The organism is Vasconcelosia minhoensis LEGE 07310 (genome assembly GCF_015207255.1).
Classification (GTDB): domain Bacteria; phylum Cyanobacteriota; class Cyanobacteriia; order Phormidesmidales; family Phormidesmidaceae; genus Vasconcelosia; species Vasconcelosia minhoensis.
The window spans coordinates 1-17,879 of sequence record NZ_JADEXG010000082.1; the positions used below are offsets into that span (position 1 = coordinate 1).

A 17,879-nucleotide genomic window follows, 5' to 3' on the forward strand; every position below is an offset into this window, starting at 1 on the left:
GTGGGGGAGTGATGGGCTTCACTAGTATAGCGATGGGGGGAATGGGGCTGGAATGTCGCCTGTGCGGCTTGCTACTACAATGGCCTCAAGCTAGCTTTCGGCGTTGGGCGCTCTAGGAGTCGGTATGGTGCAACCTTCAGAATTTAAGTCGTTAGACGAGCGATATCTCGATCTCATTGAGGGGATTGTGCAGCAAACCCTAAAGGGGAATATTCGCTCTAAGCAGCAGGTGCGATCGCGGCTCATAGACGCCGTTGAGCGCGGTACGGGCGAAATTTTTGAGCGCTGTTTGGCTAGCCAAATCGACGCGATTCAGCCCGAGCTGGAGACTTCTTTGAAAGCGCCGCGTATGCTCAGAGCGTTGCAAACCATTCAGACCCAGTGGCAGCAGTGGCAGCAGTCCCAGCAGGCCAGTCAGGCCGTCGCAGCGGCGGCTGAGAAACTTCAAACGGCAGCGCTCGAGGCGCGGCTGCTGGCCTTTCTGCAAGTGGTTGACCCCAATCAGCCTGCGGGCGGAGAGCCGCTGAGTCGGGAGCAGCTGAAGCAGCTGGCCCAGCGGCTGCAGGACGCGGCTGCGGCGGATCTGAAATCCCTGGGTCAGGGCATCCAGGCGGGGCTGGAGAGCTTTGGCCGGTTGGAAGGCGACCTGATGGGCTGGCTCTACCGTCCGGCGGGCAGCGCCGTAGGCTTTGGTGCGCTGCAGGATGGCCCCTGGGAACGGTGGCGGCAGCAGGTACAGAGCGCCCTGCCCCGGCAGCTGTTTGCAGCCCTGGCGCAGCAGCAGCCGGTGACCGAAGTCGCGATCGCGGCTAGCCAGATTGAGGCGGGCGGCTGGGTCGAGCTGTTGGTCCTGCTCCAGCTGATTCAGCAGTCCCTGGTCAACTGGTTTGACCGGCAGCCCTACGACATCCGGGCCGGGAAGCAGCTATCCTACAGCACTTTTTTAATCTTTGCGGCGGTTTGGAGCCAGCTGTTTCAAGGGTTTCAGTCCATCCGCCCCAGCCTCAGCGAAGCCAGCTTTCAGGCCATGCTCCAGACCCTGCGCGGCTTTGCCCAGCGCGATGACTTTCCGCTCTACGGCGGCGTCTTTGCCTCGTTCTCGGGCAGCTATCTGAAGGAGACGCTGGACTACTTCACCGACCCGCTCAAGCAGGTCGAGGGCACCCAGGAAAAAGCCCGGCTGCTGACCCTGCTGGGATATTCTCAGCGTAATCTGGGCCGTCTGGACCGGGCCGAGCAGTTTCATCAGGGGGCGCTGCAAACGGCCCGCGCTGCCGGTGACGCCGCCTGCGAAATTGCCAATCTCTGCCATCTGGCCCGCACCGCCGCCCTCGCTGCCGACTATCCGCTGGCGATTGACCTCAGCCAGCGCGCCCTGATCGCCGCCCGCCAGCGGGGCGATCGGCTGGGCGAGGCGAATGCGCTGGTGAACCTGGGCTACAGCCAGGTGCTCTCGGGCCAGGCGTCTGAGCGGATTGATGAAGCGCTCTACGGCGGCGCGATCGCGTATCTAGAGCAGGGCCTCGAACTCGCGGGGAAACAAAGCGATCGCCAAAGTCAGGCCCTAGCCTACAGCAGCCTGGGATTAGGCTACAGCATTTCAGGCCAGCCGGGACGCGCGATCGCGATTTTAGAGCAGGGTCTGCCTACCCTCCAAGCCTCGGGCAACATCTACCTCCAGGGCCTCCACGCCCTCTACCTGGCCGAAGCCAATCACGCCCTCAGCCAGTTTGCCGCCGTGGTCTACTACAGCCACCTCAGCCTCTATCTGCTGGAGAGCATGGGCGCCAAGGAATGGCGTCAGGCAGCAGGCTTAGCCATGGTTTTACAGGGACAGCTGGGCGAAGCCACATTTCAACAGCATTTGCAGAGTCAGCGATCGCAGCTGGTCAAACAGATCGGCATCGAAGGCTACGATGCGCTGCCGGAGCTATTGGCACAATATCGGGCTGACTGAAAGGGGTTAGCCGTCGTCGCCTTTACAAGTTTCTTAGGTTTAGGTTTTAAGATGAGGCGGTACACTTAGCGAAATGACGCATTCCCTAGAATCCAACGATGTTAAAAGCTAAACTTCTCAGGGGTTCCCTGACGGCAGCCCTACTGCTCTTAGCACCCGCGATCGCGGCTGAGTGGGCCATGGCTCAGGAGCCGGAGCCGACTCCGCCAACCGAGGCTCAGCAGATTGACCCCGCCGAGCCGACTCCGCCTCAGGCGATGGAGTTATCTGAAAGCCAAATTGACGGCTTCGTCAGCGCCTATCAGGCAATTCAGGCGATTCGAGCCGAAACCCAGCCGCAGCTGATTGCGGCTATTGAGGCCGAGGGGCTGACGATCGATCAGTTCAATGCCATTGCCCAGACGCAGCAGACGCCCGAAGCGACCACAGAGATTCCGTCCGATCAGGCGGAGCAGTTTTCAGCGGCCTCAGAGCAGGTCGATGACATTCGAGCCGGTGCCAGAGCTGATATGGAGCAGGCCATCCAGGCAGAGGGCCTGACCGTCGAAGAGTTTGAGCAAATTTTTGCCATGGCCCAGCAGGATCCTGAACTCCAGCAGCAAATTATCCAGCGACTGGAGGGACAGAGCTAGGGAACGGGCAACTGACCCGCTGTCGGGGCCTGGTCTTGCTAGGCCTCGCGCTCACTTCTATGGCTGATTAAATCTCTCGCCTGAGACCGGTCAAATCGAAGGATTCGCGTCAAAGCTGCCAAATTTCAAAAACTGAACCACGTCTTTGATGACGCCCGGCTGGTTCATAATCACCGGGTGGGCCGCATGGATGACTTTGAAAGCCTTCATCCCTTCGACTTTAGCGCTTTCAACAGAGACTTTCCCATCGCTGCGTCCGGGTATCATCGCTCTCAAACTTTCTCGACGGGTAGCCCAGGTTGAAGACCTCATGGCCTTCTCTTTTGAGCGCCTTCTCTAGCCTGGCCATGGATTTGGGCGACCTGGCCAGGCCATGAATGAGCATTACCTTAGGGGATATAGAGCCGACCCGCTCCCTCTCTGGCTTCAAGTCTATCCTTCCAGGCTTGAAGTTTGGCCCGGAGAGCCGCCTGGGTGGGCCGATCTGGCATTTCAGAAGAATTGGAAACGCGATCTCTGTTGTACTTTTCCCAATATTGCCGACTCTTTTCTGCAATTTGCAAAACCTGCTGATACTCCGCGGCTACTTCAGCCTGATGAGCCGTGATATAAGATAAGGCAGACTCGGTTTGCTCATCTGTGAGACAGAGTTTTTCGCGAATAAGATTGTCTGGATATCCAGCTGTCAGATAATCCATCACGTCATAAATGGTAATGCGCGTACCTGAAATTGTTAACCCCCAGTCTGTTCGGATGATTGCCGATGCCTGTTCAAAAGACTCTTCCACAGTTTCACTCCTGATTTGAAGCTATCTTAATCGTATCCTACAGAGAGGTAAGCGGATTGAACGGCATCATGACGCTGCAGGGTACCCAAGTATTTACAGGCATTTTTGCCTTAGGTCAGGATGGCGCCGCCCATAAGTTTTTGATAGCGGCGGTCGAGTTCGGCTTTGAGAAGGGGCCAGCCGTCTAGCGAATCATCCTGCTGAATCATCTGCTCGGCGGCGGTGCGGGCCAGTTCCAAGACGTCCTGGTCTTCCACCAGGCTGGCCAGGGCAAAGTCCGGCAGGCCGGACTGGCGGGTGCCCAAAACCTGGCCGGGGCCGCGAAAGCGTAGGTCCATCTCGGCGATGAAGAAGCCATCCTGGGACTGTTCCAGCACCCGCAGGCGCTGAATCGCGGGTTCGCTACGGGTGCTGTTCATCAGCAGGCAGAACGACTGGCTGCCGCCGCGGCCGACCCGGCCCCGCAGCTGATGCAGCTGCGACAGGCCAAAGCGCTCGGCATGTTCGATCAGCATCACCGTGGCGTTGGGGATATCGACGCCGACCTCGACAACGGTGGTCGAAACGAGAATGTGGGTTTGGCGATCGCGAAATTTCGTAATCGCCGCATCCTTATCGGCAGAAGACATCCGCCCGTGCAGCAGGCCCACTTTGAACTCGGGAAAGATCGTCGCTTGCAGCCGCTGATGTTCCTCAATCGCCGAGCGCAGGTCTAGCTTTTCCGACTCATCCACCAGCGGCAGGACGATGTAGACCTGTCGGCCCTGGGCGACTTCGCGCCGGATTAGGTCGTAGGCATGGGTGCGATCGCGGCTCGACAGCAGCGTGGTCTGAATGGCCTTGCGGCCGGGCGGCAGCTCGTCAATCTGGCTCACATCCAGGTCTCCGTGGAGGGTGAGGGCCAGCGTCCGGGGAATCGGCGTCGCCGTCAGGGTGAGCACGTGGGGGTTATCGCCCTTCTGCTGGAGGCGCGCCCGCTGGGCCACGCCAAAGCGATGCTGCTCGTCAATCGTCACCAGCCCCAACCGACTGAACTGGACTGGGTCTTCAATCAGAGCATGGGTACCTACCAGCACCGGCAGTTCGCCCGTCGCTAGCTCAGCGTGAATGTTGCGGCGCTTGGCCGCCTTGGTTGAGCCGGTGAGCAGCTCCACCGGCAGGTGCAGCAGATTAAACCAGTTCACCAGCTTGCGGTAATGCTGCTCTGCTAGTACCTCGGTCGGCGCCATTAGGGCCGCCTGGTAGCCCGCCTGGATCGCCGCCAGAATGCCCACCACCGCCACCACCGTTTTGCCCGAGCCGACGTCGCCCTGCACCAGTCGATTCATCGGCGTGGGCCGCTGCAAATCGTGGAGGATATCCTGCACCACCCGCTGCTGAGCGCCGGTCAGCTGAAACGGCAGCATCTGATAAAATTCCTCAATCAGCGCCCCCGTCGGCGCCATCTGGATCTGGGTCTGCTCGGCCTGCTGCTGACGGCGGCGGCGCAGCAGGCCCAGCTGGAGGTAGAAAAATTCGTCAAAGACGAGGCGGCGGCGGGCGACAGATAGGGACTCGCTGTCGGGGGGAAAATGGATATGCGCGATCGCAACCGGCAGGTCAACCAGCTCATACTGCTGCCTTAGCGCCTTGGGCAGCGGATCGCGCAGCTGGGCGGCGGATGGCAGCGCCGCCACGATGGCCCGCCGTACTAGGTCGGCCCCGACTCCTTCGGTCAGCGGATAGACCGGCACCACCCGCCCCACCGTCAGCGACTCGATACTGTCAGCATCGCTGCCTAACACCTCGATGTCGGGATTATCTAAGTTAATGCCGTACTTGGTTTGCTTCACCAGCCCCGACACCGCCACGACGCAGCCGGGCGGATAGAGCCGCTTCTGCCGCTCCTGCCAGCCGCGATTGCGAAAGCGCGTCCCGGCAAAAAAGCGGCTGACCTTGAGTCGCGCCGTGCTGTCGAAGACCAGCAGCTCAAAGATGGTCAGCTTGGAATTGCGGTGGCTGTTGAAACAGTTACAGCACTTCACAGTCGCGACCACGGTGACGGTTTCACCCGGCACCAGATTGCGAATCTTCACCTGCCTGGCATAGTCAATGTAGTCGCGGGGATAGTAAAACAGGGCGTCTTGCAGGGTGAGAATGCCGAGCTTGGCTAAGCGATCTCGATTCTTCGGCCCAATTCCCTTCAGGTAGGTTAGCGGCTGGTCTAGTCCCTGAGGCGATTCGGTCGCAGCGCTGCCAGCCAAGTCAGTCGTTTTCGGCGGCCTGGCCGATTTTGCCGAAGGCGGTCGGGAGCCCGCCGCCTCGTAGTGACCAGCGGCAGCCGCTGCCATCAGCGGCAGTGCCTCCACTGATTGCTGCATCTGGTGTAAGAACCGGCGAGTATCGGCTACCAGGTGCTGGCGCTGAGCAAAGGAAAGGTCATCGTAGCGGCCAAACTGCTCCGCCAGGCTTTGCCAGCGCTCCTGGTCGCGGCCAGAGAGGGCAATTGAAGCATGTAGGCCCTGCCTCAGACTGGTATTGAGAAAATCGCTAAACCGCTGCTGCTGGCCTTCCAGGTCGTTAAACCCGCGCTCGGCTTCGATGCTGAGCGCCTTTTGCAGGCGCACCCAGTCAACGGCGGGCGGGCTCGGAGAGGGATCGGCAATCATGGGCTCCCGATTAGTCAGCTTGCAGGCTGGTCCAGCTGGCGCGCCAGGCGTCTTCGGCTTTGGCCGTGGCCAGCGCCCGCTCGGTTTTCTGATATTCTACGCCGAGCTGCTTGAGCCGGCCAATCCGTTCGCGAATTTTGCCGCGCCAGAGGGAGACCTTGGGGTCGGCAAACTCCACCTCGCTTAGCCGCAGATGGATCACCGCAAATTCGGGCAGCGATTCTACTTCGTAGACCTCGCGCGATCTCGACTTGGGCTTATCCGAGCTATCCCGATCGGCGTCTGCGGTCAGCCCATCCATCCCCCGCATGACGCGGATTGAGACCTTCAAAATATTGGGAACGGCGGCAGGGGCTTCGGCCATCGCCTCCGTCTCGGCAGCTGCGTTCATCAGCGCCTTAGGCAGCGTCGGCACGATTTTAGCCTGCTGTAAGAGCTGGTTAGCCGCTTCCGAAACGACTTTGAGCACTTCGCGTAGCGACTTATCTAAAAGCATTTGCTGCTTTGCCAGGTGAATGGGCAGTAGGGGAGACTCAGCCGCGATCTCGTCGGCCTGCTGCTCCGCCGCCAGGTTTTCGAGCGCCTGCATCAGGTCGGCCTCTTCGGTCGGTGAGAGTCGCTCAGCCGAATCGAGCAGCATAGCATCAGAGTCAGCCAGAGCCTCATCCAGGTCTAACGAGGCAGAAAGATCGTCATAGTCCTCATTGTCTGCTGTCTCATCGTAGGCCTCAGTCGCCATCTGATCGTAAGCTGCCGCTATGCCCTCATCCACTTTCCAGTTTTCCCCAGCGTCTAGCTCAGCGTTTAGCTCAGACGGATCTAGCGCCCCCTCTAAGCTTTCATCCAAACTGTCATCCAAGCTCTCGGTATGGGCTTGCCGACTCGCGGCTTTTTGCGCTGCCATTAGCTGCTTCAAAACGGAGATGCCTTGGGCCTGATTCGACTGCCGACTGAGCCGCTGAGCCGCTTCTAGCCTTTCCAGAAACTGATGTAGCAGTTCAGCCCCCAACTTTCGTATTGCCTGCTGTAGCTGCTCTCGCTGGCTCAGCGACAGCGCCACGAACTTGTCTGGATAGACCTGAGTGCAGAGGTGATAGGCGGCCAGAACTAGCTGCTGCTGACTGGCCTCGGCCAGCACTTTCAGATAGTCTCGATGGAGCTGGTCAAAATCATCCGCCATCGTCGCTGTCTGCTGCTGCAGCTGCTCTAGCCTGCGTTGAATCTGGCTTCTTGCTTTAACCATGCAATGCTGAATGATTGACTAAGACAGAAGCGCGTTCCCTAAAGTCTCTAGAGAACGCGCTCCTATCAGTACCCCCGTCAGTACTCTAAATCGCGCTCCGAGCTACCGGCCTGCTCTGGGCCTATTCTGGGCCTATTCTGGGCCTATTCTGGGCCTATTCTACTGCTTCTTTCTCAATACCCTCACCCAGCACGTAGCGGTCAAACCGGCGCACCTGAATGTTTTCACCCAGCTTGGCTACCGACATTTTAACCAGCTCTTCAACGGTGATATTCTGATCTTTGATAAAGGGCTGATCCATCAGCGAGAGCTCTTTAAGCCGCTTTTCAATGCGGCCCTGGACAATCTTTTCGCGAATGTTGTCTGGCTTTTTAGCCAGATCGTCGCGGCCCATCTCAATTTGCTTTTCGCGCTCGACCATCTCCGCCGGAATGTCGTCAACCCTGACGTATTCGACGTTGGGGCAGGCGGCAATCTGCATTGCTACATCCTGGGCCAGCCCTTTAAACTCTTCTCGGCGAGCGACAAAGTCGGTTTCGCAGTTGACCTCGACCAGCACCCCCACCCGGCCACCTGTATGGATGTAGCTGTGCACTAAGCCCTCAGCCGCGACTCGGCCCTCTTTCTTAGTCGCTGAAGTAATGCCCTTTTGCCGCAGCCACTCAACGGCCTTCGCCTGGTCGCCGTTATTTTCCTTCAGCGCCTTTTTACAGTCCATCATGCCTGCGCCCGTCTGGTCGCGCAGCTCTTTCACTTGTTTTGCAGAAATCTCTGCCATAGTCCTCGTCCTATGTGAATGTGGGCTTCAAAAAAAAGCTACATTACCTATCCAACTTTATAAGCAGGTAAAGGTTAGCTCGCAGCGGCAGCCTCAGCCGGCGCTTCATCTTCGTACTGATCGACGTCATCGTAGCCGTCGTATATATCTCCATCGTTGTCGCTGCTTTCCGCTGCCCGGCCGTGGGATCCTTCGTAGATGGCGTCTGCCAGCTTGCCGACGATGAGTTTAATCGAGCGGATGGCGTCGTCATTAGCGGGCACGGGGACGTCCACGACATCCGGGTCGCAGTTGGTGTCGAGTAGCGACACGATCGGAATCCCCAGCTTTTGGCATTCCTGCACGGCATTGTATTCCCGCCGCACATCGACGATTACTACGGCATCGGGGATGCGGCGCATCTGCTTGATCCCGCCCAGATACTTTTGCAGCTTTTCCAGCTCGCGGCGGAGCATCGAGGCTTCTTTCTTCGGACGGCGGGCCATCGCGCCGGTCTCTTCCATCCGCTCCAGCTCTTTCAAGCGGTCTACGCGGGTTTTGATCGTCGCCCAGTTGGTCAGCATCCCGCCCAGCCAGCGCTGGTTGACATAGTAAGAACCACAGCGGGTAGCCTCTTCGGCAATAATCCCGGCGGCCTGACGCTTGGTGCCCACGAATAAAAAGCTCTGTCCCTGCTCAGAGGCATTACGGACAAAGCCGTAAGCATCGTCTAACAGCTGCGCGGTCTGCACCAGGTCAATGATATGCACCCCGTTGCGGGCGCTGAAAATGTAGGGGTCCATTTTGGGATTCCACCGTCGGGTCTGGTGGCCAAAGTGAACGCCTGACTGAAGCAGATCAGCCAAAGAAACAACTGACATAAATTGATCTCCTTTCGGGTTAAACCTCCATCTGGCCGCATCTCTCAAGGAGACACCCGAAAATCCAGATGTGTGAATTTTGACAACTTTACTAGGTTAGCACAGCGCTGGTGGGTTGGTGAGGGGCCAGAACTGGTCGATCGGCTGGACGGTTTGGGCAGTATAGGGAAGGCTTGGGCCAGCTGACCTGATTTGCCCGAGCGATGAAATTTTCTATGCCTGCGATCTTGACGGAAGAGGTGCCTTATGACCAATACCACGCAACGTCCGCCGCTGCCGCCCCCGCCCCCGCCTGGCCGCCCGGTGACTCCACCGCCCCCGGCGGCTACGCCAGCCGCTGCCGCCCCCGCTAACCCTCCGGCCCATCGGGCAGCAGCGCCGCCGCCGCTGCCAACCGCTGCCGGCATGGCCGGTCAGGTCACCTTGAAAAAGCTAGCCCGCGAAGCCTTTGACAAGGGCTACTCTGACCTGCATGTCGGGGTTGGGGAAATACCGCGATTCCGCAACCGGGGAGAAATTGACACCACCGACTATCCGATTACGGATGAGGAAACCTTTTACGGCTGGCTAGCTGAGGTGATGACGCCAGAGCAGATTCAAGAATTCAAGCTGACGCTCGACTTTGACGGCGCCGCCGAGTTTGAGTTCTCCCGCATCCGGATCAATATTTTTGACAGCCTCAGAGGCCCCGCCCTGGTCATTCGTCTGATCCCAGTCGAGATCTTGACGATTGAGCAGCTGTCGCTGCCGCCGGTGATTCGCGATATCTGCCACTACCACAAGGGGTTGATTCTGGTGACAGGGCCGACCGGGTCGGGTAAATCGACCACTCTGGCGGCGATGATTGACTATATCAACAAGGATATGGCCAAGAACATCATCACCATCGAAGACCCGGTGGAATTTGTCCACAAGAGTCGCCGGTCGCTGATTAAGCAGCGGGAAGTTGGCGTCCATACGAAGAAATTCCAGAACGCGCTCAAGGCTTCTCTGCGGGAAGACCCCGACATCATTCTGGTGGGTGAAATGCGCGATCGCGAAACCATCGACACTGCCCTCAAAGCGGCCCAAACCGGTCACCTGGTCTTCGGGACGCTGCATACCAACAGCGCTGTGAAGACGGTCGAGCGGATTCTGGGCATGTACGAGCCGGAGCAGCAGGCCCCGGTGCGGATCGCGATCGCGGAATCGCTGGTCGGCGTTGTCGCCCAGGGGCTCTGCCGCACCACCGACGGCAAGCGGGCCGCCTTCCACGAAATCCTGATCAACACCGACGCGATTAAGGATTACATGCTGCGCGGTCAGCTGGACGAAATCGAAGCCATCCTGCCGAAGTGCACCTTCGACGGCATGTGCACAATGAACCAGTCGCTCTATGCCCTGTATGAGGCCGGGCGAATCACTGAGGAAGTCGCCCTAGAGCAGTCGCCAAAGCAGAATGAGATGGCCCAAATGCTCAGGGGCCGGGTGTAGGCAAAGCGGCAAGGCGATCGCGCCAGTCCCGCACCGCTGCCCGCAGCGGCGGCTCCAGCCAATCGTCGTAGGCCGGATAGACCGGCAGGCGCGGCTGGAGCGTCCAGCCCTGACGCTGGAGCTGCTGCTTAAGTCTAGCCAGGGGCGGGTGCTCATAGTCTGGGTTGACCTCATCCAGCGGCACCAGCCCGCCCAAATCGCGGACTCCCGCCGTCAGACAGTCTATTAGGGCCGTCTGGCGGCGGATTAAATTGGGGGGGATCTGCAAAGTAATCTCCGGCGGCAGGATTTGGCGGGCCAGCCGTAGGGCGCGCAGCAGCGTCGCCCCATGGCAAGGGGCTGCCGCCTGGCGATGGCCCGGCTGGTGGGGCTGGAGGATGACTTCCTGAATGTGGCCCCAGCGCTGGTGGGTGTGCGCGATCGCGGCCAGGGTATCGGCCCAGTCGGCTTCAGTTTCGCCGATGCCTAGCAGCAGCCCGGTGGTAAAGGGAATTCGTAAAACTCCCGCTTGTTCTAGCTGTTGTAGCCGGGCGGCGGGGTCTTTGCTGGGGGCATGGCGATGCACCGTCTGCTGGAGGGCGGGGGCAACCTGCTCTAGCATCAGCCCCATGGACACATTCACCGACCGCAGCTGCCGCATCTCGGCCCGGCTCAGCGGCCCGACGTTGGTATGGGGCAAAAAGCCCAGCTTCAGCGCCAGCTGGCAGAGGTCAAAAATCCGCTCCAGCCAGGCGGCCCGGCGCGCACTCTGGGGATGGACTTCGCCGCTGAGAATCAAAATTTCAATCATGCCATGGCCCTGGAGACGAGTCAGCTGCTGCTGCGCCGCTGCTAGCGACAGCCAGGGACTGCCCGACTCGGTACGAAAATTGCAGTAGGTGCAGCGGTTAAAGCATTCGTAAGTGGGGACGAGGGTGAAGGCGGGACTGTAGGTAATCGGGTGGGACATAGAAGGGGGAGTAGAAAGCGCGATCGCTCCCTCAGGTCGCAATCGGGCCACAGTGAGATAGCCCACAGAAGGGCACATTAAAACACGATACAATCTTCACTGGCTGCGAGCAGAAGAGGACGATTCCCTGAGCACTTCATCACCGAACCGGGCGACCCGGGTGATTCTAGTCCGTCACGGGCAGAGCAGCTTCAATGTCAAACGCATGATCCAGGGGCACGACGATCAGTCCGTGCTGACGGAGCTAGGAGAGCAGCAGGCCCGCCGAGTGGGAGCCGCCCTCAGCGGTATTGTGCCCGATGCGATCTACGCTAGTCCGCTAAAGCGTGCCCGCCGCACCGCTGAGCTGATTGCCGAAACCCTACGGCAGCAGCAGCCCAAGTTCCCCGAGCCCCAATTTTCGGACGACCTTAAGGAAATTAGCCTGCCGCTGTGGGAAGCGCTCACCTTTACCGACGTCGAGGCCCAGTTTCCCGAGCAGTATCGCGCCTGGCGGCAGCAGCCGGAAAATTTAATCATGTCGGTGGCCCAAACCGACGGCAGCGCGGCAGATTTTTACCCGGTTCGCGCCATTTGGGCGCAGGCGGCTCGCTTTTGGCAGGAGCTGCTTACCGAGCATCGGGGACAGACGGTGATTACGGTCGCCCACAGTGCCATTAATCGAGCGCTGATTGGCTCTGCTCTAGCACTCGGCCCCGAAAGCCTAAATCGCCTCTACCAGGCGAACTGTGCCATCAGCGTGCTGAATTTTGCCGGGGGTTGGGGCGACGCCGTGCAGCTAGAGTCGATGAACCTGACCGGTCATATGGACAGCCCGCTGCCGCCGCTGCGGACGGGCTTCCAGGGGCCGCGCCTGCTGCTGGTGCGCCATGGGGAAACCGACTGGAATCGGGATCAGCGCTTCCAGGGCCAGATCGACGTGCCGCTGAACCCAACCGGACAGGAACAGGCAGCCCGGGCAGCAGATTTTCTCAAGGAAATTCCCATCCACGCCGCCGTTAGCAGCTCGATGCTGCGACCCAAGCAGACTGCTGAAAAAATTCTAGCGTTTCATCCCAAGGTGTCCCTAGCACGATCGCAGGCGCTTTGGGAGATTAGCCACGGCGCTTGGGAAGGCAAGTTTGAGGCCGATATCGAAGCGGCCTATCCGGGGCTGCTGTCCCAGTGGCAGACCGCGCCCGAGACGGTGCAGATGCCCGAGGGCGAGAACCTACAGCAGGTCTGGCAGCGCGCGATCGCGGCCTGGCAGGACATCGTCGCGGCCCACAGCGGCGGTGACCAGCCTCAAACGGTGCTGGTGGTCGCCCACGATGCGATTAACAAGGCTATCCTCTGCCACGTGACGGGGCTAGGGCCAGAGCATTTCTGGCAGTTCAAGCAGGGTAACGGGGCGGTCAGCGTGATCGACTATCCGGCTGGGGCCAACAGCGTGCCGATGCTCAGCGCGGCCAATATTACGATGCATCTCTCTGGCAGCATTCTGGACAAAACGGCGGCGGGTGCCCTGTAGTTTGGTTGTATGCCCAGTACGCTAATTCGCCAGGTTCGTCTGCTCGACCCGCTTTCTCAACGGGACTGCGTGACCGATGTATTGATTGAGGCTGACTGGGTGAGCGCGATCGCGCCTAGCCTCAGCGACTATCCTGCTGACACCGACATTATCGAGGGTGCAGGGCTAATCCTCGCTCCGGGCCTGGTCGATCTCTACAGCCAGAGCGGCGAGCCCGGCTATGAATCGCGGGAAACCCTGGCGTCCCTTCAGCAGGCGGCGGCGGCGGGCGGCTTTACCCGGGTGGGACTGCTGCCCAATACCCGTCCGGTGACTGACAATTCTGCCGCCGTTGCCCAGCAGCTGCGGCTCAGTCAGGGTATTCGTCGGTCTCAGCTGCTGCCCTGGGCCGCGATTACGCTCGGCACCCAGGGTCAGCAGCTGAGCGAACTGGCGGAGCTGGCGACGGCTGGAACTGTCGGCTTTAGCGACGGCCAGCCGATAGAAAACGCCGTCCTGCTCAGCCGCCTGCTGGACTATGCCCAGCCGCTGCAAAAGCCGATTGCCCTCTGGCCCTGCGATCGCGCTCTGGCTAACGGCGGTGCCGCCCGCGCAGGCGTCGATGCGCTGCGGCTAGGGCTGCCCATGGTCCCGGCGATCGCTGAGACGACCGCGGTCGCCACCATTCTAGAATGCGTCGCCGTGACTCAGACGCCGGTTCACCTGATGCGGATTTCCACCGTCCGCAGCGTAGCCCTGATTCGGGAAGCTAAAGCTCGCGGGCTGCCGATCAGCGCCAGCGTCACCTGGCTGCATCTGGTCTGCAATAGTCAGGATTTGCAAAGCTACGACCCCAGCCTGCGGCTAGCGCCACCGCTGGGGACGCCCTTGGATCAGCAGGCGCTGATTGAAGGGCTGGCGGACGGGACGTTGGATGCGATCGCGGTCGATCATCAGCCCTATACCTACGAAGAGAAGACCGTTCCCTTCAGCCTGGCACCGCCCGGCGCAGTAGGGTTAGAGCTGGCGCTGCCGGTGCTGTGGCAGCGGTTTGTCGCCTCGGGTCAGTGGTCGGCTCTCCAGCTCTGGCGCTACCTCAGCCTTCAGCCTGCTTGCTGCCTCGCCCTCGAACCGCCACAGGTGCAAGTGCATCAGCCGACCGAGCTGGTTTTATTCGATCCCGCCGCCGCCTGGACGGTTTCGCCCACTGCGCTGAAGTCACTCTCCACGAATACGGCCTGGCTCAACCGCGACCTCACCGGGCGGGTGCTTCGCACCTGGTTGCCCGCCTAATCGAGCCCACCGATCCGGTCGGGCGGCCAGAATCGAACGACTGCCCGGCCAATAATGTTTTCTTTAGGCAAAAAGCCCCAGGCGTGGCCGTCGTAGCTTTGATTGCGATTGTCGCCCAGCACCAGATACGACTCCGCCGGGACGACCTCTGGCCCCCACTGATAGTCCGGCGGGGCCATGATGTAGCTTTCGTTCAGCGCCTGCCCGTCAATAAAGACAGTGCCTTCGGTAATTTCGACAGTGTCACCGGGCAGGCCAACCACACGCTTGATGTAGGCATCCCGGCGGGTGCCTGGAAGCGTCAGTTCCTCCGGCGGCCAGAATACAATGATATCGCCGCGCTCTGGCGGATTGAAGTGATAGCTGATCTTCTCGACCACTAGGCGATCGTCGATCTGTAAAGTCGGCTCCATCGATCCGGAAGGAATGAATCGGGCTTCGGCCACAAACTGGCGAATGCCGAAGGCCAGGATCAGACTCATGCCAATGGTTTGGAGCCCTTCTAGCCAGGGATTGGACGATGATTTTGGCGGCTTTTTGGACACAGTAGAATCCGCGAGAGGGATAGAAAAAGCGCGATGACAACCTTATCTTAGGTTTCATAGCTGACTCGGCTTTAAATCATCATAATTCAAGCCGAACCGAACTAAAGTCACAGCCGGGCAGGACGAAAATGACGACCCAGACCATTATTCAAAACAGCCAGATCCTATTGCCCTCGGGCGACTTTAAGCGGGGTGATGTGACGATCGAGGCGGGCCAGATTGTGGCGGTTGGCGATCGCGCCACCCCTGCCGATGACGCGACGAGAATTGACGGAACCGGGCTGACCCTGCTGCCCGGCGTAATCGACCCCCAGGTCCACTTTCGCGACCCTGGCATGACCCACAAGGAGGACCTGTTTACCGCCACCTGCGCCTGTGCCAAGGGCGGCGTCACCTCTTTTCTGGAGATGCCCAACACGCTGCCGCTGACGACCACCCAGGAAATTCTGACCGATAAGCTAGCTCTGGCGGCGAGTCAGTGTCTGGTCAACTATGGATTTTTCATCGGTGCGACCGCTGAGAATTGGGCTGACCTGAACCGGGCGACGCCGACCTGCGGTATCAAAATTTTCATGGGGTCCACCCACGGTCCGCTGCTGGTAGACAAAGCTGAGGCGACTGAGCGAATTTTTGCTACGGGCCAGCGGCTGATCGCCGTCCATGCTGAAAATCAGGCGCGGATTGTGGAGCGACGGCAGCAGTTTGCGGGCCGCACCGACCCGGCGGTTCACTCCCAGATTCAGGACAATCAGGCCGCCCTGCTGGCGACTCAGCTGGCCCTGAAGCTGTCAAAAAAGTATCAGCGCCGCCTGCATATTCTGCACCTTTCGACCGCCGATGAGGCTGAGCTGCTGCGGCAGGACAAGCCCGACTGGGTGACGGCAGAGGTGACGCCGCAGCATCTGCTGCTGGACGTCAGCGCCTACGAAAAGATTGGCACGCTGGTCCAAATGAATCCGCCCTTAAGGACGGTGCGCGATCGCGAAGTCCTCTGGCAGGCGCTGCTCGATGGCGTCATTGACTTCATCGCCACCGACCATGCCCCCCACACGCTGGCGGAAAAAGCCAAGGGCTACCCCAACTCACCTTCGGGAATGCCCGGTGTGGAAACGTCGCTGCCGCTGATGCTGACCCAGGCCATGGCGGGCCGCTGCGAAGTCGCCCAGGTGGCCCAATGGATGTCTACGGCGGTTGCCCAGGCCTATCAAATTCCCAACAAGGGTCTGATTGAACCGGGCTATGACGCCGACCTGGTGCTGGTAGACCTGGACACCTACCGCCCCGTCCGCCGCGAAGAACTCAAAACTAAGTGCGGCTGGAGCCCATTTGAAGGCTGGAATCTCACCGGCTGGCCCGTCGTCACCCTGGTCGGCGGCCAGGTCGTCTACAATCGCGGCCAGATAGATACCACCGTCAGGGGCAAGGCGCTACGCTTCGACGGATAAGAAGATCGGCTCCGCGACACCGCTTGTAGTGCTATAAGTAGTGTCATGTCCTCTGTGCCACCTTCTCGTGTTGTCATTGATACCAATGTTGTGTTTGAGGGATTAACGAAGCAGGGTAGCGCAGCTAGCTTAGTTATGGAGGCTTGGCTAATAGGCTTACTCGATGTTTATATTACCGATGCACTCGCCTACGAATACGAAGATGTTTTATCTCGTAAACTCTCACAATTTCGCTGGCAACCCCTGCAGCCCGTCTTGGTCACGCTACTCAGTCGTGCTAAATTTACGGCGATCCATTACTCTTGGCGACCAACCTCTCCAGATCCGGGAGATGACCTAGTTATTGACTGTGCAATGAATGCAGGTGCATCTGTCATCACCTCTAATCTTCGCGACTTTCAAAGGGCGAGGGAGAGCTTAGGATTACAGGTAATAACCCCGGTTCAGTTAGCTATAAAATTGACATCAGGAGCGAATTGAGTATGAGCCGATTAACCCTTCGATTACCAGAGACCCTCCATCAGCAGCTAACCCGCCTGTCTGAAGGCGAAGGTGTCTCTCTAAACCAATACATAGTTTATGCCCTCACTCGCCAGGCTGCACTGGCCTATACCGTTCGGGTAGTACCTGAAGAGGAAGTCAAGCAGCAGAAGCAGGCTTTTGATGAGCTGCTACAAAGATTGGGAACGGCATCTGCTGAGGAGGTTGAAGCTGCTTTAGCTACACGTGAGGTTGGTGAACCAGAACCTGAGTTGAGTCCTGAGATAGTCGCTCGTCTCCGGCAAAAAATTCAGGATGCTGCAAAACATAAGCATTGATGTTGCTATGAGCAACACCTCAAAAACCGACTGGTCTAGAATTGACGCGATGACGGATGATGATATTGACACATCCGATATTCCACCGCTTGGTGACGAGTTTTTCTCACAGGCTAAGCTACGAATGCCTGCATCGTCAGCAACGGAAACAGTCGCTGTGCGAGTTGATTCTGAGACTCTACTGTGGTTTCAATCAAAGGGTGAAGAAGCTGAGTAGCATATGGCCGCTGCGCTGAGAATTTACGTGGAAGCTCAGAAGCGCTGTCGAGGGAATCTGAGTTAACGCTGGTTCAAGGCTGACTGTAGAAAGCTTCTCATCATTTCATTAGTATCACCCATCAATGCAGGGTGATTATGAGCATTTTTCGTTAGAACGGCTAGCAGCAGGGGTAAACACCCTGATCCTTCTAAAATTATGCTGATCTCGTTAAGGACAGATACTCCACTATTCTGCAAAAATTTTGTAGCTTCTTCTGGGGTGAAAGGAATTAACTGAAGCTCTACCGGCTCGTAGCCCGACCAAACTACGGAATCGAGCTGATTGAGTCCAGCGATTACCCAGATACAGTTCGGGGGCAACCTTCCATGCTTGCCAGCTAAGATTTCTAGCAGCCAGCGCTCTAAGATTTCACCTGTATGCTCAAAAGCATCAAACAGCAGCACGATTTGGCGATCAGTGATGGTCTCAAGGTCGGCTCGAAACTGAGCCGTTAAGACTTCAGTCGGTTGACATACAAGCTGGATGTCGTCTTTGTCTTGCAGCTTTTGGGTCACATAGTGAAATGGACCCCAGAGACTGAACAACATGAAAGGGCAGTTAAGCTCTGAAAGATTTACGTAGTTAATACGCTTTCAACGAGTATGACACATCAACTGACTTTCTCATCTACTTTCTGCATAAACCTCATCTGGTGTTCGATAATTCAGCGACTGATGCAGTCTTTGTCGGTTATACCAATGA

Annotated in this window: 18 protein-coding genes; 9 read left to right on the forward strand and 9 right to left on the reverse strand. The window is 58.6% G+C overall.

Annotation, left to right across the window (positions count from 1 at the left end):
- The first annotated feature begins 124 nt into the window (after nt 1-124).
- Nucleotides 125-1,957 (forward strand): ATP-binding protein, encoded by a 1,833-nt coding sequence (locus IQ241_RS22730; RefSeq protein WP_193911664.1) that lies wholly within the window; start codon nt 125-127, stop codon nt 1,955-1,957.
- A 98-nt stretch (nt 1,958-2,055) separates the two neighbouring features.
- The gene (locus IQ241_RS22735) at nt 2,056-2,589 is read left to right on the forward strand and encodes a DUF4168 domain-containing protein (RefSeq protein WP_193911666.1); all 534 of its coding nucleotides are present in this window, start codon (nt 2,056-2,058) and stop codon (nt 2,587-2,589) included.
- Nucleotides 2,590-2,679: 90 nt separating this feature from the next.
- On the opposite strand, the gene IQ241_RS22740 is transcribed toward IQ241_RS22735, so the two are convergent.
- The 6 genes from IQ241_RS22740 to rpsB form a co-directional block, all read right to left on the reverse strand.
- Entirely contained in the window at nt 2,680-2,901 is a 222-nt protein-coding gene (locus IQ241_RS22740; protein WP_193911668.1) for a hypothetical protein, read from the reverse strand.
- Nucleotides 2,902-2,978: 77 nt separating this feature from the next.
- Entirely contained in the window at nt 2,979-3,377 is a 399-nt protein-coding gene (locus IQ241_RS22745; RefSeq protein WP_193911670.1) for a DUF433 domain-containing protein, read from the reverse strand.
- Nucleotides 3,378-3,487: 110 nt separating this feature from the next.
- Nucleotides 3,488-6,025, reverse strand: a complete 2,538-nt coding sequence (gene recG, locus IQ241_RS22750; protein WP_193911672.1) for an ATP-dependent DNA helicase RecG — start codon at nt 6,023-6,025, stop codon at nt 3,488-3,490.
- A 10-nt stretch (nt 6,026-6,035) separates the two neighbouring features.
- Nucleotides 6,036-7,268, reverse strand: coding sequence for a hypothetical protein (locus IQ241_RS22755; protein WP_193911674.1), 1,233 nt, complete (start codon nt 7,266-7,268; stop codon nt 6,036-6,038).
- Between the two features lie 154 nt (nt 7,269-7,422).
- Nucleotides 7,423-8,046, reverse strand: a complete 624-nt coding sequence (tsf, locus tag IQ241_RS22760) for a translation elongation factor Ts (RefSeq protein ID WP_193911676.1) — start codon at nt 8,044-8,046, stop codon at nt 7,423-7,425.
- Between the two features lie 74 nt (nt 8,047-8,120).
- On the reverse strand, nt 8,121-8,906 hold the full coding sequence (gene rpsB, locus IQ241_RS22765) for a 30S ribosomal protein S2 (protein WP_193911678.1): 786 nt from the start codon (nt 8,904-8,906) through the stop codon (nt 8,121-8,123).
- 246 nt (nt 8,907-9,152) lie between these two features.
- On the opposite strand from rpsB, the gene IQ241_RS22770 reads away from it, so the two are divergent.
- Complete coding sequence (locus IQ241_RS22770; protein WP_193911680.1) at nt 9,153-10,379, forward strand: type IV pilus twitching motility protein PilT; 1,227 nt, start codon at nt 9,153-9,155, stop codon at nt 10,377-10,379.
- Here IQ241_RS22770 and cofG read toward each other — a convergent pair.
- Nucleotides 10,363-11,328 carry a 7,8-didemethyl-8-hydroxy-5-deazariboflavin synthase subunit CofG gene (gene cofG, locus IQ241_RS22775; RefSeq protein ID WP_193911694.1) on the reverse strand — a complete coding sequence of 322 codons (966 nt, stop codon included), beginning with the start codon at nt 11,326-11,328 and terminating at the stop codon, nt 10,363-10,365. The genes IQ241_RS22770 and cofG overlap by 17 nt on opposite strands.
- Nucleotides 11,329-11,488: 160 nt before the next feature.
- Between cofG and IQ241_RS22780 the strand changes: the two genes are divergently transcribed.
- Together IQ241_RS22780 and IQ241_RS22785 are read left to right on the forward strand one after the other, a co-directional pair.
- On the forward strand, nt 11,489-12,838 hold the full coding sequence (locus IQ241_RS22780) for a histidine phosphatase family protein (protein WP_322743757.1): 1,350 nt from the start codon (nt 11,489-11,491) through the stop codon (nt 12,836-12,838).
- A 9-nt stretch (nt 12,839-12,847) separates the two neighbouring features.
- Nucleotides 12,848-14,110 (forward strand): dihydroorotase, encoded by a 1,263-nt coding sequence (locus IQ241_RS22785; RefSeq protein WP_193911682.1) that lies wholly within the window; start codon nt 12,848-12,850, stop codon nt 14,108-14,110.
- On the opposite strand, the gene lepB is transcribed toward IQ241_RS22785, so the two are convergent.
- Nucleotides 14,107-14,655, reverse strand: coding sequence for a signal peptidase I (gene lepB / locus IQ241_RS22790; protein WP_322743758.1), 549 nt, complete (start codon nt 14,653-14,655; stop codon nt 14,107-14,109). The two genes, IQ241_RS22785 and lepB, sit on opposite strands and share 4 nt — an antisense overlap.
- Nucleotides 14,656-14,783: 128 nt before the next feature.
- On the opposite strand from lepB, the gene IQ241_RS22795 reads away from it, so the two are divergent.
- From IQ241_RS22795 to IQ241_RS22810, 4 genes are read left to right on the forward strand one after another with little or no spacing between them, the layout of a single operon-like run.
- Nucleotides 14,784-16,100, forward strand: a complete 1,317-nt coding sequence (locus IQ241_RS22795; RefSeq protein ID WP_193911684.1) for a dihydroorotase — start codon at nt 14,784-14,786, stop codon at nt 16,098-16,100.
- A 45-nt stretch (nt 16,101-16,145) separates the two neighbouring features.
- A complete protein-coding gene (locus IQ241_RS22800) occupies nt 16,146-16,580 on the forward strand; it encodes a PIN domain-containing protein (RefSeq protein ID WP_193911686.1) in 435 nt (144 codons plus the stop codon).
- Nucleotides 16,581-16,582: 2 nt separating this feature from the next.
- Nucleotides 16,583-16,918 (forward strand): YlcI/YnfO family protein, encoded by a 336-nt coding sequence (locus IQ241_RS22805; protein WP_193911688.1) that lies wholly within the window; start codon nt 16,583-16,585, stop codon nt 16,916-16,918.
- A 7-nt stretch (nt 16,919-16,925) separates the two neighbouring features.
- Nucleotides 16,926-17,135: a hypothetical protein gene (locus IQ241_RS22810; protein ID WP_193911690.1), complete on the forward strand. Its 210-nt coding sequence runs from the start codon at nt 16,926-16,928 to the stop codon at nt 17,133-17,135.
- Nucleotides 17,136-17,197: 62 nt separating this feature from the next.
- On the opposite strand, the gene IQ241_RS22815 is transcribed toward IQ241_RS22810, so the two are convergent.
- Nucleotides 17,198-17,692, reverse strand: a complete 495-nt coding sequence (locus IQ241_RS22815) for a hypothetical protein (protein ID WP_193911692.1) — start codon at nt 17,690-17,692, stop codon at nt 17,198-17,200.
- Nucleotides 17,693-17,879 lie beyond the last annotated feature (187 nt).